Origin of the sequence: Hirschia litorea, from assembly GCF_042665075.1 — a bacterium.
Taxonomy (GTDB): Bacteria; Pseudomonadota; Alphaproteobacteria; order Caulobacterales; family Hyphomonadaceae; genus Hirschia; species Hirschia litorea.
In genome coordinates this window covers 356,755-370,491 of the sequence record NZ_JBHTBR010000002.1, presented here as the reverse complement: position 1 = coordinate 370,491, position 13,737 = coordinate 356,755, and the positions used below count along the sequence as shown (strand labels likewise).

Sequence of the window (13,737 nt, the reverse complement as noted above, 5' to 3'; positions counted from 1 at the left end):
CTCTACTCTCTCAATCTCAACTTATTCTTCAACGCCGAGAACTTCTTTCATAAACACATCTAAATTGGCGCGTTCATCTCTTGAAGCAGCAATCTGTTCTTGGCGGATGTATTGATACTTTTGCTGTGTCGCTCGACGCATTGTATCAGCATCGCGAATAATCGTTGGTTTTAGAAAGACCATTAGATTAGTTCGCTTCTTGGTCGTACCTTCTGAGGAAAACAGGCGCCCAACGCCGGGAATGTCTCCCAAAAGCGGCACTTTGGAAACATTCAAAGTTTCCTCTTCTTTGATCAAACCACCCAACACGATTATTTCGCCATCATCTGCCAAGATAGTCGTATTTATTTCGCGATTATTCGTAATGAAGTCAGTACCAGACACGGAGTCAAATATAGAAGAAACTTCCTGACGAAGTTGAAGCTTAATACTGTCGCCTTCACCTATTTGCGGCGTGACTTCGAGTGTTACCCCCAGCGGTTTACGCTCGACAGTACGAAATGGATTTGAATTGTTATCGCCCAGTGCTTCACCAGTCGTAATAGGGACTTCTTGACCGACAGTAATGGAAGCTTCTTCATTATCCAAAGTTAGCAAGTGCGGCGTCGATAAAACATTTGATGAAACGTCAGTATCTACTGCATTTAAAATCGCACCAAAAATTGTTCCGTCCGATGTTTCGCCACCAATCCCCAGCAAACCACCTGCGCTACCAAGTAAGGAGTTGATAGCAACAGTTTGCAAAGAGCTTGATGTGGACGTGGTATCACTATCGCCATTCCCATCATCACCCAAAATCAAAGCACCAGCCAAAGCCAACACATTTGGCGTTGACCGTGTAAAATTCGTAGCAGCAAATGGTGTAGTTGAGCTTCCAGTACCAGATAATACGAATTCTAAACCTAACTCTCGGGCCGCATCATCTGATAATTCCACAATAATGGCTTCCACAAGCACTTGCGAACGACGTCGATCTAACTCCTCGACGACACGCTCAAGCTGGCGAACAACCATTGGAGATGCACTCACAACAAGCGAATTTGTAGGCTCATATACAGCTATTGTGGGCACACTTACGTTTGATTTATCTGGACTTGTTTGTTCTGCTAAACGTTTACCCATTGATTCCAAAATGGGCGCTAACTCAGCCGCTTCTGAATGCTTGAGCGATAAAACTTTAAGAGATTCATCATCTTTACGATTTGACACATCAAGGCCGCGCACAATTTCATGCACAGCCGCAACATCTCTTGCATCACCTTTGATGATGATTGAGTTATTACTTTCTATCGCGAGTGCTGATACATCATAACCGCCACTTCCACGATTAGCGGCCTTCATGCCATTGACTGTCTTGGCCATTTCAGTGGCAGACATATTCACCAACGCCATTGTCAGCGTTTCATTTCGATCTTGGTCTATCTCGGCAACAATTTTCCGCACACGCGAAATGTTTGCAGCATAGTCCACTACGATTAGCGTATTTGACGCTGAGCTAGCAGTAAGTTGGCCTTGCGGGTTTGTGATGGGTTTAATCATCTTAGCAGCTTCAGCCGCGTCAAAATTACGAAGTCTCAGCACCGCAGTTTCAAATTGATCGCCGCCAACTGAAGGGCGCGCCAAAGCAGCTTCTGCTGAAGCTGATTGCTCTGGCACAATCTTATACACACCACCTTGGGACGGAATGGCTGTAAACCCATTTACCCGCAGAGTTGAAAGGAAAACCTGAAAAACTTCTCGATCCGTCAGTGGTGTCTGGGAGGATACACTTATACGTCCGCGAACACTTGGATGCACAACAAATGTATGCCCAGTAATAGCAGAGACATCATCAATCAGCACAGATATATCGACGTCCTTTAGGTTCATCACATGCGTTTGTGTACCATCCGCACGCACACGCGTTTCACCCAAATCATCGGCAACAGCATATTGGCCCAACGGCGCAATAAAACCACCTAGCATGGCCAGAGCCGCGCCGTGTAGAACCTTATTTCTTCTCGAAACCATTATCTCTACCCACTCTCTACGGCGCTATTCCAACACATTAACTGTCAGCTTCATGGCACGGCCATTTCTAACAAGAATTATATCTGCACGCGTCGTTTTCTCCAGCGAACTGATCATAGCTTCATAATCAGTATCAGGACTTAATTCTATTCCATTTATGGACTGAACTGTATCGCGTGCTTTTAGACCAGATTTGACGAATACAGCACTATTTAGCGGGAACACGGTCACGCCAGGCATATTATCAACGGTGTTTGCATCAAAACGCGCCCAATTGAGAATATCTTCAATTTCTGCTCTCGCCATATCAGATGTTGCGATGATCAATGCTTGGCTTGATGTCTTGGACGGAGCTGGCTTAACTGACTTCGCTGGCACTTCTCTATGCTCGACAACAGCGCTCATTTGCTTTGATTTAGTCGACTCGTTTGCTGATTTAATCCCAATATCATCATCATGAAAATTAGAAAGCCGCTCTAGTCTTCCCTCTCTCGTCAACAATACGCCATCGGCAAAGATGCTATCGACGGATACATTTCTGAGACCCTCTAGAGGATCACCTTGTTTATACCGTTTTTGGACACCACCACCAACGGTAATGAAAGCAATCCCACCACCATCTCCATCAGCGCGCACGCCATTTAACGTAATATCAAGTTCTGTTTCGGGAGCATCGGGCTGCTGAACTGTGACAGCTAGAACAGGCTCATTCTGCAAGGTCCGAAACGGCGTAATGCGCGACAGCATGCTTACATCAACTGAGCTAACCTGAAGGGAATTTACCCTTCCCGATTTTATGGCAGGCGGTGCTTCATTGAAATTAGGACCAACCGCGAAAAACCATACAAATCGTGCACAGAACAATGCTAAAACGATCAGGGAAACCAAAATTATGGTTAATCTCGATATGCGAGGAAGAAGCGTTATAAATGCTTCAACGTTAAAACGACTTCCTTGCATAGATTTACCACCACAACGCATTGTAATTTTTTGATTGGATATAGACAAACCTCATTGCGTCATATGAGGCAAGTCCCAATACAAAATACGCGCACACCATATTAGATGGAGTGCGCGTACCCTAACTAATTTAGAAACTACGTTTCAATGAGAATGAAATAGTACGCCCAAGCTCATAATTGTTAACGATAGCTACTTGATCGCCCGCTTGTTGATACCAGTCATACTCTTCGCCAAGTATGTTTTTCAATTTGAAACCAAAGCTATAGTCTCCGCCAAGAAGATCAAAGTCACGGTTATATACGAAATCCACTGACATTGGCGGCTGTTCAATCACCTCTGGACGACGAGCACCCACATTGTTGGCACCGAAACGAATACGTTCACTTGCAAAGTTGAACAGAAGGTTAGCTTCTGACTCAGCTTCTAGATCAGTGTATCCGATCTGGAAATTCAGCAAGTGATCAGACTGACCCGACATTGCACGTCCGCTATCAATGTAGAAACGCGCTTGGTCTGTAATAGCCGCTGCCTCAGGTGTACGTGAAGTAAAGGTAAATTCATGCCCTTCTTCATAGCTAAGTTCACTTTGAGACCATGTGTAGTTTGCTTTCAGCGAGATATCTTTAGATGCTAACCATGACCACTCTAACCAGTCAGATACTGGAAGGAGTTGCTCATATTCCAACTCTACACCGTAAAGTTCGGCCTTAGGCACGTTCACGAATGTTGTTGTCAGGTTTTCATCCGAAGTCAGTACTTCTTCGATAACATTTTCAAGTTCTTTGTAGAATGCACCTACAGTGATGAACTGATCACGGCTGAAGTAATACTCCAAACGTCCATCATAGTTTTTCAACTCTGCATCCAACAAATAACGGTTACCAAAATATCCGACATCTGTTTCTTGGTTTTCGAAGAATGTTGGTGACATCTCTCTAAATTGAGGACGGGTTACCGTTTCTGAATACCCGACACGCAATTGTAAATCGTCAGCAAAGTTCCAAGTTACTGTTGCAGCTGGAAGGAAACGTGTTTCTTCGATCGGCGTTGAAATATTACCCGGACCTGATTGGAAAGGACGTGTTTCAACAACTTGGATTGAATCCTCATAACGTCCACCCAGCGCAACACGCAAGAAGTTCGTTACCTGAGCATCTATCCCAAAATAACCGGCATCCACCTCAAGCGTTGCCACAGAATAATCTGGGCTTTCCGTAGAAGATGAAACAAAGAGTGGTACATCATCGCCATTCACACGCTCATTTAGAGCGTAATCAATGCGCAATCCACGTAGATCTGTTGGGAAAGTTGATTGGAAAGTGAAATCAGTTGATTGCGATTCACGGTCCTTCTCAACATATGCGTAACCAGCCTTAATGTTGAACTCTAAATCACCAAAATATAGTGGGAGAAGGAAATCAAAACCTAGGTCAGTCGTGTCATCCATAATTTTGGAGAAACGGAAACGTGTGTCTCCACCACTTGCAGCAAGTTGAAGAGCATCATCAGTTTCGTTTTCCTGACGTTGATACATGTAAGCAACATCATAAGGCGCATCACGTTCAGCTTCTGAATAAGAAGCGCGCCATGTCATTTCCAAATCAGCAAGGAAAGGAAAAACACTCTTACCTTGAGCTTGCGTTGTCCAAAGTTGACGCTCAACCCAAGTCAAAGAGCCCTGGTGTTCAAAGTTCCCTGAGTCGTTATCAACGCGCTCTGTAATCTGGCTCTCTTTATCCGTAGATCGAGTTAAAAAGCCAAGAAATGACGCTTCGTGGTTGTCAAAAAGGTCAAACCCAACAGAAGCCAAGCTGCTGATCTCAATATTATTTTCAGTACTGCGACGATCACCAACACCTGAGTCATTCAATGTATCAGCAGAGGCAAGGAAACTAACACCGCTCTTACCTTCTTTAGTCGTCCATCCATTTGAATAGGATGCTGCTCCCAATATTCCCATGGAAATAGCATTCGAGAAATCAAAGCGATGACCACCAGAAAAATTCATTCCGATATCAGGACCAACATAACCTTCTTGCATAACCAGCAACGAAGAATTGTCTATGATTTCAGAGGAATAACCTACCAATTGATCATTTGTTTGGTTGGCAAGGTTAAATTCACCATCGCCCAATAACGCACCAACACTATCCGGCAAATCACGTGTTCCGTCATCATAACCAAGATAATCAGAATCGCTACCATCATACATCAGTCCATCTTGGAAAGATGTTTCAGTGTTTCCAGAGGTTGATAAACCAATATTGAAGAATGGCGCATCCGGCACGGATTTTGTTCTGATATCAACGTTACCACCACCAAATTCTGCGGAATATTCAGGTGAGTAGGTTTTTTGAACGACCAAGCTTTCCAAAACAGACGTTGGAAACAAATCCAACGGAGCTACACGACGAAGTGGCTCAGGGCTTGGCAAAGGAGAACCGTTCAAAGTTGAGCTAGAATACCGCTCATTCAAACCACGTACATATACAAATTTACTATCAGCAACAGATACACCTGTTACACGGCGCAACGCACCAGCAACATCACTGTCCCCTTGCACTGCAAAATCTTCTGCAGACAAAAGGCTAGAAATCTCAGACGTTTCACGTTTTTCATCGGGAATGAAAGCCCCACGAATAACGATTGTATCTTGTACCAGATCATCAGCGGGCTGCGCTGCTTCTACTTCTGCACTTTGCTGCTCTTGAGCAAACGCGACTGACGGACTTGTCAGAGCTGTGGCTGCGAGCAGTGCCACTACACCTGAATAAAAACGAACATACATAAGGTAATCCCCGATACGAGCCTTGTCACACGAGCGTTTGCTCGAATATCCCAAAAAAAACAAAACAAGAGAGAGCCACATCCCCTGATGCGGCTCTCCCTAGATCAACAAGTGTTTAGTTAGCTGATGTTACATTGCGTGATGAATCGATGGTCCATCCAAGGTACCATTTGTCATCAGCATCTTTAACAGCACCAATGTAGTCAGTAGCTTCAAACCAAGCATCTACAGTGCTCATGTCCTTAGCTGTAACTGCTGCTTCGGCAGTGCTTGGCACAACACCAGTTGCATTTCCAAAGAATGAGAAACCACCCAATGTTGTTGTCGATATTGTGTCGATGTTGTTGTCCGCATCGAAGTGATCAGCAATGAAGGTTGCTGGAATATCACCATCATCACGCAGCTCGTCACCAGTGTTGTCTAGCAACATTGAACTGAAGTCTGAAACTGGTGTTGTTCCATCGAACAATTCGTAAGTTGATGCATCATCAATGTCCCAACCAAATGGTGCACCAGTGATAACTGTGTTTGCTACAGTTGCACCAGAACCACGGCGGATACGTGCACCAGCAACCCATTCTGAGTTACCAATGATCGTCAAGTTAGACAATTGCGGTGCAGAACGTGGAAGCAAGTCGTTTGGACGTTGGTTATCACCTTCAATACCATATGCATCATCACGAAGCGTCTCACCTGGCTCAACGATCGCATACTGAACGCGTCCAACCCAACCATCAGTCCAGTCAATCGCATCATCTGACTGACCAGTTACAACGATGTGTTTCGCATCTACAGTTCCACCAAAGAACTCGATACCATCGTCAAGGTTGTTGTGAATTTGGACATACTCAATCTCAGTACCTGAACCCACACCTTGTGCGGCGATACCGTTAGCTTCGTTGTCATCGTTTACGATCACACCGGCATACTCAACACGCACATAGCGAAGAGCACCAGAGTCATCATTTGACACTTCACCACCGTATGAACCAGAAGCGAACTCACCAGTTTTCTCACATCCACCATCAGCAACAGTGTCGCCTGTTGTGTCACATACGTTGACCGGAGCTTTACCGTTCAACATGATACCACCCCAGTAACCACGAGTGTGCTGAAGTGTTTCACCTGACTTAATGTTGTTTGTAAGAACTTCTTCTGCTGTGAAAACAACTGGAGCAGCTGCAGTACCAACCGCTTCCAACTTGGAACCACGAGATGCAACAAGATAAGCTTCCGCACCAGATTGAGCGAACACAGTAACGCCAGCATCAACACTCAAAGTTGCTTGAACAGAACTTGGAACGTTTGCAGCTTCTTTACCACCGTCAGTACCAATGAATGTAGCACCAGTTAGGCGATAGATAAGGTCATCACCATTGCTCAAACGCACGTCAGAAGTAATGTTTAATGGAATATCACAAACTGTTTTACCATCTACAGGATCACTTGATGAAGTCGTTGTACCTGTTGGACATGTCGCTGCTTCTTCTTCAAAAACAGTACCTTCTTTTGTCCAGCCCGCAGCCCAGTTAGATGCAACTGTTTCTGTAGGAGAGAATGCACCGATGTAATCAACAGCTTCTAAGCCTTCACCCGTTACGTCGAATGCAGTCACAGCTTGCTCTTGTCCACCTGGGAAATATTTGTTGAGCAATGAAGATGTATCTACGACAACATTTGGGTAGTTTGTCAAAGCGAAGTCTGCAGGAATATCATCATCGTTACGGAGCGCGTCACCTGTCGCGTCTACCATAACTGATTCAATTTTGCTTGTTCCGTCGATAATCAAATCATAAGTCGCAGCGTCATCGATATCCATGCCGAATGGCGCAGTACCAGCAACAATAGAGTTTACAAACTTAACAGCAGAACCACGACGGAAGCGAACACCGGCAACCCATTCGTCATTCCCAAGGATTGTCGCGTTTGAAATCACTGGCGCAGAGCGTGGAAGCAAGTCGTTTGGACGTTGGTTATCGCCCTCGATACCATAAGCATCATCACGAAGGTTTGTGCCCGGAGTCACAAGTGCGTATTGCACGCTTCCTGTCCAACCATCTGTCCAGTCAATCGCGTCATCAGATTGTCCAGTAACAACGAGGTGATCAACTGAAACAGTACCACCAAAGAATTCAACACCATCATCTAGGTTGTTGTGAATGTGAATGTGGTTCACTGTTGTGCCTGAACCAACACCTTGGAATGCGATACCGTTTGCTTCGTTTGAGTCGTTTAGAACAACACCACCGTGCTCCACACGTACATAAGTCAGCACACCAGAGTTATCAGCAGCGTTATCACCACCGTAAACACCTGAGTTAGCTTCACCTTCTTTAGTACATCCACCATCAGCAACGTTGTCACCTGTTGTGTCACACACGTTGATTGGTGCGAAACCATTGATCATGATTCCACCCCACTCACCGCGGGTTGTCTCTGTACCTACGTTAGTGATGCCGTTTTGACGCTGGAACTCAGCGTAAGATGTGAAAACGATCGGGCTAGAAGCAGTACCTTCAGCCATGATTTTTCCGCCGCGTGGAATAATCAAAGAAGCGGCTGAACCATCACCAACAACTGTAGTACCAGCCGGGATAGTTAGAACAACTTCTTTTCCGTCAGCAGTAGCAGTTGTTGAAGCAGCACCTGAATCAGCACCGATAGAAAGTGTTTCGTTCAAGTAATAAACAACACCTGTTTCAAGTGTTAGGTCAGTCGCTACTGTACCTGAAATCTGAACGATGTCTGTTGTACCACCATCAGCAGTCGCAACTGTAACACGTGTAAGGTTAGGGTGGCTAACATCAGCAGTACCAGCACCTGTTGCACTTGCAGGAATTGATGTGCCTGTTGGAGGTGTTGGTGTTGTTGGGCCTGTTGGCTCACCAACTGGTGGCGTCGTAGTACCAGGCGAAGAAATGTTTGTATCTGAACAAGCAAAAATTGCTAAACTAGCTGAACTAATTAGCAATGCGCGGCGAAAATTCTTTACCGAAGTCATTCTGGGTAAACCCCCTACAGAGTGGCGTGAAGCAAAACTTTTGTTTTCCAGCAATTACCGCCCCAACGGCTCAATATTGCTAGAAAGACATCCGCGCTATCGCACACCTATGTGACAGTCGTGTAACAGGAGGGCGTTTCTATACAGATGTTGTTGCAATCAAAACGCTTCAAGCTGCGCGCAAAACAAACAAATCTATCGATTAAAAAACCAAGTATATTCGCAACATCACTGCGCTAAACTTTCGTCAGTGCACTGTCTTCATTGATTTTATTGAATTTGTTTTTGATGGAAAAATTTGATCACGCCTAAAGCGACATTTGGCCAAATGGGCCACAAAGCCACACCCACCAGAAACCGAGGGCTATATGGGGACCAAACGCGATTCGAATATCGCGCCGCACACGCCCTTCTCTTAAACTCTTAAACCCCACAAACAAAAGGCCGGACACAGCCCCCACTAATAACGTGGTTGGAATCGCAACCCACCCCAACCACATACCTGCAGCCCCCAAGAGTTTCGCATCTCCCATCCCCATTCCGTGTTGGCCTGTACGTTTGACATGCACGACGTCCACTATTCGTAGGATTGCATATCCCGCAACCAAGCCAATTAAATGATGATGCAAATTTTCAAAGCGAAATACACTTACCCAAGCAGCCCCCATCCCGATAAGTGCATATGTCAAAACATTTGGAAGTATATGGTGTTCGATATCAATCAATGATGCCCATATCAGCAAAATTGAAATGCAAATACTAGGCACGAGCAAATCAAGCGGCAGCACAACAAATGCGCTAAATATAGCTATGAGTGCTAAGCCAACTGCCAACACAGAATGTAGGGGGGATTTAAGCTTCAAGCGCGCCAGCATTTCAAACCTTTAGCTCTCAAAGCTTATCTAATTCCAGAGATAACTACTCGTCAGCATCCACAAATGGCGCAATCGTTACACTCTCACCGCAGCCACATGCATCGGTTTGGTTTGGATTCTTAAACACAAATTTTGAGTGAAGAGGCGAAACCTCGTAATCAATTTGCGAACCCAAAAGAAATAACACGGCTTTGGCGTCGACTATAATTTCAACACCATTATCTTCCACGCGTTCATCAAGCGCATCAGGTGCTTCGGCATAATCCATCACATATTCCATGCCCGCGCAGCCGCCATTCTTCACGCCTACCCGCAAATAGCCTGCATCACGCTCTGACATAATCTCTTTAACGCGTGCCGCAGCCGCATCTGAAAGTGTCACTATTTTAGGTCTGGGTCTTCTAGCCATGATATATATGTGTGCTTTGCTAGCTTGAATTACAACATATTCAATTGAAGGCGTGCCTCATCAGACATGCGCGAAGCATCCCAAGGCGGATCAAATACAAGGCTCACCTTGCAAGTATGTACGCCTTCAACCTTCATCACAGCTTCCTCAACCCAACCAGGCATTTCGCCCGCAACAGGGCACCCGGGTGCTGTCAAAGTCATCTCTACATCAGCATGACGCTCATCATTCAAATCAACTTTATATATGAGGCCAAGCTCATACACATCGACAGGGATTTCCGGGTCATACACTTCTTTAATGCGTGCAATTATATCATCAGTGATGCGATTTAACTCATCCTGTGGAATAGGCCCAGTTGATGCCGGAGCTTCAACAGCAGCGGGTTCAATTACATCGCGTTTTATATCGTCAGCCATTATTTTCTCTTCTAAGCTAAAAGCATGGCGCGCGCTTTTTCCAGCGCCTGCACAAACATATCAGCTTCTTCCAATGTATTATAGATCCCAACGCTAGCACGCGCTGTTGCACTTACCTTTAAATGGGACATTAAAGGCTGAGCGCAATGGTTTCCCGCACGAATAGCCACCCCATATCGGTCTAATATCTGCGCAAGGTCATGTGGATGCGTACCTTCGATAGAAAAAGTCAGCACCGGCCCCTTGCCTTCAGCTGTCCCGTGAATGGTCAACCCATTTATACCACGCACACCCTCTGCTAGGCGCTCATACACAGCCTTTTTGTACGCACGCGCGTCAGGAGTTACATATTTTTGCATCCACTCCACAGCAGCACCAAACCCAACAGCCTCTAGAATAGCAGGCGTACCTGCCTCAAAACGGTGCGGCGGCGCATTATATGTCACGCCATTACGGGTGACAGTATCAATCATTTCACCGCCCCCTTGATATGGACGCATGGCAGATAGGATATCTAACTTTCCATAAAGCGCGCCAATACCCGTCGGGCCATACATTTTATGAGCCGAACATACATAAAAATCAGCATCTAACGCTTGAACATCAATTTCCAAATGCACAGCGGCCTGACATCCATCAAGCAATACAAGTGCACCAGCATCATGCGCTTCTTTAATTATAGTCGCGACATCGGGAACCGTGCCCAGCACATTCGACATATGCGTCACAGCTACAATGCGTGTCTTTTGCGATAGTTGCGTCCTGAAGCTCTCCATATCAAGGGAGCCATCTTCAGACACTTCAATCCACTTGATGACTGCACCGAAACGTTCGCGCAAGAAATGCCAAGGCACGATGTTAGAGTGATGCTCCATGACGGAGACCATAATCTCGTCACCAGCTTTAATCGTTTCCGCTAAGCCTGATGCAACTAGATTGATCGCTTCTGTTGCCCCCTTGGTAAAGATCACCTCATCGACAGATTTTGCGTTCAGATGAGAGCGCACAAGTTCTCGTGCTTTTTCAAATGCATCTGTTGTTTCGTTTGCAAGCGTATGCAAACCACGATGAACATTTGAATAGGCTGTGCGCGCCTGATTAGACATCGCATCCAACACAAAATCAGATTTTTGTGACGAAGCTGCACTATCTAAATATACAAGTGGCTTTCCACCAATCTGCCGATCCAGAATTGGAAATTGTTGACGTATTGTTTGAATATCAAATTCTGATTCTAAAGAGAGTTCATCAGCCATCGGCGTGCCTCCTCTTCGAATATATCTCGTAAGCCATCATCTGTAATCTGCGCAAAAGCTTCAGCGATAAAACTCTGTGTCAGCATCGCCTTTGCTGTAATCAAAGGTATCCCGCGTTGACGCATATAGAAAAGAGCATCCGCATCCAGCGCGCCTGCAGTGTTTCCGTGCGCACACTGCACATCATCTGCATAAATTTCCAATTCCGGTTTTGCGTTTACTTCCGCACCATCTTCCAGCAACAAAGTGTTATGTGCCATCGCCGCATCAGTTTTTTGTGCATTGCGTGCAACATAAAACTTGCCTTGGAACGCGCCTTTGCCACCCTTTTTAACAGCACCCTTTGTAACTTGTGCAGTTTGACAATGCCCTGCCGAATGACGCACGAAACTGGTAAAATCGACGTGGCGTTTATCTCCTAAAAGATAAGCAGCATTCAAGGTTGCATTCGCACCCTCTTCACGATGCACGACTCGCGTCTCGACGCGGCAAAGCTTGCTACCTGTTGCAAACGCTGTTTGTGAAAAATTCGCGTTCTCATACAGGTGCACATTTGTCGTCACAATCTGCACTGCGTTCAAATCGGCCGCTTGATAAACCAAACGTTCTGCTTTTGCATTTTTCTCTAAAGTGTATTCAAGCGCTATGGACGAAAAGCCGCCTTGGTTCAAATGGCTTTCAACAATCGTTGCCGATGCACCTTCACGAAACACAATCTCAACATGCGCAAAATTATCAGCCGCATCCGCATCAAATTCAATTTTCAAAGGCTGAGTTTGTTCACCAGCGATTTCAATTGTAACAATACTCGGACTGTTTGCCAAAGCTGATGCAAGAGCGGCCATTGGCAATTCTTCAGCAGCTGCGAATGCTGGTGCATCCACTTGCTGGGTCCAGCGCACACCAGGCGGACGGTTAGCAGGCGCAGAGAACCCCTCCTTGCTGAAGCGTAGCACGGGCATAGCACCCGCAGAGAAGGCATCGCCCACAGGCGTAGCAGAATCTGTTTTAGAAGGCTTCAGCGCAGCTCTCACGTCAGACCAACGCCATCCTTCAACACGGCGGTGAGGCAGCCCCTTAGCCGCAAAAGCTTCAAAAGCACGTGTACGACGCGCATCCGTTTTTAGTCCGTTATAAGCCTCAATCAGACGAGTTTCAGCGGGACTAGGGTCATGGATAAGTGTTTGATTGCTCACGCATTCGCCTCCGCCAATACGCCGTCATAACCCTCATCTTCAAGGCGCAACGCTAGTTCAGGTCCACCCGTTTTGATGATCTTACCTGCTGCAAGCACATGCACTTTGTCTGGCTTAATGTGATCAAGCAAACGCTGATAGTGTGTAATCACCAACATACCACGATCGGGCGCACGCAACGCGTTCACCCCATCCGACACAACACGCAAAGCATCAATGTCCAAACCTGAGTCTGTTTCATCTAGAATCAAGAACTTAGGTTCAAGCATCATCGCTTGAAAAATCTCAAGTCGTTTTTTCTCTCCACCAGAAAACCCAACATTTAGCGGACGTTTAAGCATGTCGGCATCAATTTTTAAAACCTTTGCAACCGCACGTGCTTTTTTCAAAAACTCGGGTGCAGAAATCTCTTCTTCACCGCGACGTTTGCGTTGGGAATTCATCGCTGTACGAACAAATGTCATTACAGGAACACCAGGAATTTCCAGAGGATATTGAAAGGATAAGTATAACCCCTTCGCAGCACGCTCTTCTGGGTCCATTTCTAAAAGGTTTTCGCCGTTCAACTCAGCACTACCAGATGTTGCCTCATACCCATCGCGGCCCGTTAAGACATATGAAAGCGTAGATTTACCCGCTCCATTCGGCCCCATAATCGCGTGCACTTCGCCAGCCGGCACATTTAAGCTCAAACCTTTGATAATCTCTTTGCCTTCGCCATCTTCTTTTTCAACACGAGCGACGAGTTCATTTAGGGCTAGCACGAGATGTTACTCCAACATTCTTTATATGTTCCATTCACATAGGAACTGATTTCTAA

10 protein-coding genes are annotated in these 13,737 nt (G+C 45.8%); all 10 read right to left on the bottom strand.

Going from position 1 to position 13,737, the window contains the following annotated elements; genetic code table 11:
- Nucleotides 1-21: 21 nt before the first annotated feature.
- The 10 genes from gspD to sufC all read right to left on the bottom strand — a co-directional run bounded on the left by gspD (nucleotide 22) and on the right by sufC (nucleotide 13,681).
- Nucleotides 22-2,010, bottom strand: coding sequence for a type II secretion system secretin GspD (gspD, locus tag ACFQS8_RS01865; protein ID WP_382165172.1), 1,989 nt, complete (start codon nucleotides 2,008-2,010; stop codon nucleotides 22-24).
- Nucleotides 2,011-2,034: 24 nt separating this feature from the next.
- Nucleotides 2,035-2,970, bottom strand: coding sequence for a type II secretion system protein N (locus tag ACFQS8_RS01860; protein WP_382165170.1), 936 nt, complete (start codon nucleotides 2,968-2,970; stop codon nucleotides 2,035-2,037).
- A 130-nt stretch (nucleotides 2,971-3,100) separates the two neighbouring features.
- Complete coding sequence (locus ACFQS8_RS01855; RefSeq protein ID WP_382165168.1) at nucleotides 3,101-5,761, bottom strand: TonB-dependent receptor domain-containing protein; 2,661 nt, start codon at nucleotides 5,759-5,761, stop codon at nucleotides 3,101-3,103.
- Between the two features lie 115 nt (nucleotides 5,762-5,876).
- The gene (locus ACFQS8_RS01850) at nucleotides 5,877-8,762 is read right to left on the bottom strand and encodes a hypothetical protein (RefSeq protein WP_382165166.1); all 2,886 of its coding nucleotides are present in this window, start codon (nucleotides 8,760-8,762) and stop codon (nucleotides 5,877-5,879) included.
- 308 nt (nucleotides 8,763-9,070) lie between these two features.
- Entirely contained in the window at nucleotides 9,071-9,637 is a 567-nt protein-coding gene (locus ACFQS8_RS01845) for a prepilin peptidase (RefSeq protein WP_382165164.1), read from the bottom strand.
- 43 nt (nucleotides 9,638-9,680) lie between these two features.
- Complete coding sequence (locus ACFQS8_RS01840) at nucleotides 9,681-10,046, bottom strand: HesB/IscA family protein (RefSeq protein WP_382165162.1); 366 nt, start codon at nucleotides 10,044-10,046, stop codon at nucleotides 9,681-9,683.
- A gap of 29 nt (nucleotides 10,047-10,075) precedes the next feature.
- A complete protein-coding gene (locus ACFQS8_RS01835; protein ID WP_382165160.1) occupies nucleotides 10,076-10,465 on the bottom strand; it encodes an SUF system Fe-S cluster assembly protein in 390 nt (129 codons plus the stop codon).
- Between the two features lie 11 nt (nucleotides 10,466-10,476).
- The gene (locus ACFQS8_RS01830; protein ID WP_382165158.1) at nucleotides 10,477-11,721 is read right to left on the bottom strand and encodes an aminotransferase class V-fold PLP-dependent enzyme; all 1,245 of its coding nucleotides are present in this window, start codon (nucleotides 11,719-11,721) and stop codon (nucleotides 10,477-10,479) included.
- Nucleotides 11,700-12,917, bottom strand: coding sequence for a Fe-S cluster assembly protein SufD (gene sufD, locus ACFQS8_RS01825; RefSeq protein ID WP_382165156.1), 1,218 nt, complete (start codon nucleotides 12,915-12,917; stop codon nucleotides 11,700-11,702). Before sufD ends, ACFQS8_RS01830 begins: the two co-directional genes overlap by 22 nt.
- Nucleotides 12,914-13,681 (bottom strand): Fe-S cluster assembly ATPase SufC, encoded by a 768-nt coding sequence (gene sufC / locus ACFQS8_RS01820; RefSeq protein WP_382165154.1) that lies wholly within the window; start codon nucleotides 13,679-13,681, stop codon nucleotides 12,914-12,916. Before sufC ends, sufD begins: the two co-directional genes overlap by 4 nt.
- Nucleotides 13,682-13,737 lie beyond the last annotated feature (56 nt).

Excerpts from the sequence above, each read along its gene's own strand:
- ACFQS8_RS01845 (WP_382165164.1), bottom strand. The coding sequence starts at position 9,637 with ATGCTGGCGCGCTTGAAGCTTAAATCCCCCCTACATTCTGTGTTGGCA.
- gspD (WP_382165172.1), bottom strand. The coding sequence starts at position 2,010 with ATGGTTTCGAGAAGAAATAAGGTTCTACACGGCGCGGCTCTGGCCATG.
- ACFQS8_RS01830 (WP_382165158.1), bottom strand. The coding sequence starts at position 11,721 with ATGGCTGATGAACTCTCTTTAGAATCAGAATTTGATATTCAAACAATA.
- ACFQS8_RS01840 (WP_382165162.1), bottom strand. The coding sequence starts at position 10,046 with ATGGCTAGAAGACCCAGACCTAAAATAGTGACACTTTCAGATGCGGCT.
- ACFQS8_RS01855 (WP_382165168.1), bottom strand. The coding sequence starts at position 5,761 with ATGTATGTTCGTTTTTATTCAGGTGTAGTGGCACTGCTCGCAGCCACA.
- ACFQS8_RS01835 (WP_382165160.1), bottom strand. The coding sequence starts at position 10,465 with ATGGCTGACGATATAAAACGCGATGTAATTGAACCCGCTGCTGTTGAA.
- ACFQS8_RS01850 (WP_382165166.1), bottom strand. The coding sequence starts at position 8,762 with ATGACTTCGGTAAAGAATTTTCGCCGCGCATTGCTAATTAGTTCAGCT.
- ACFQS8_RS01860 (WP_382165170.1), bottom strand. The coding sequence starts at position 2,970 with ATGCAAGGAAGTCGTTTTAACGTTGAAGCATTTATAACGCTTCTTCCT.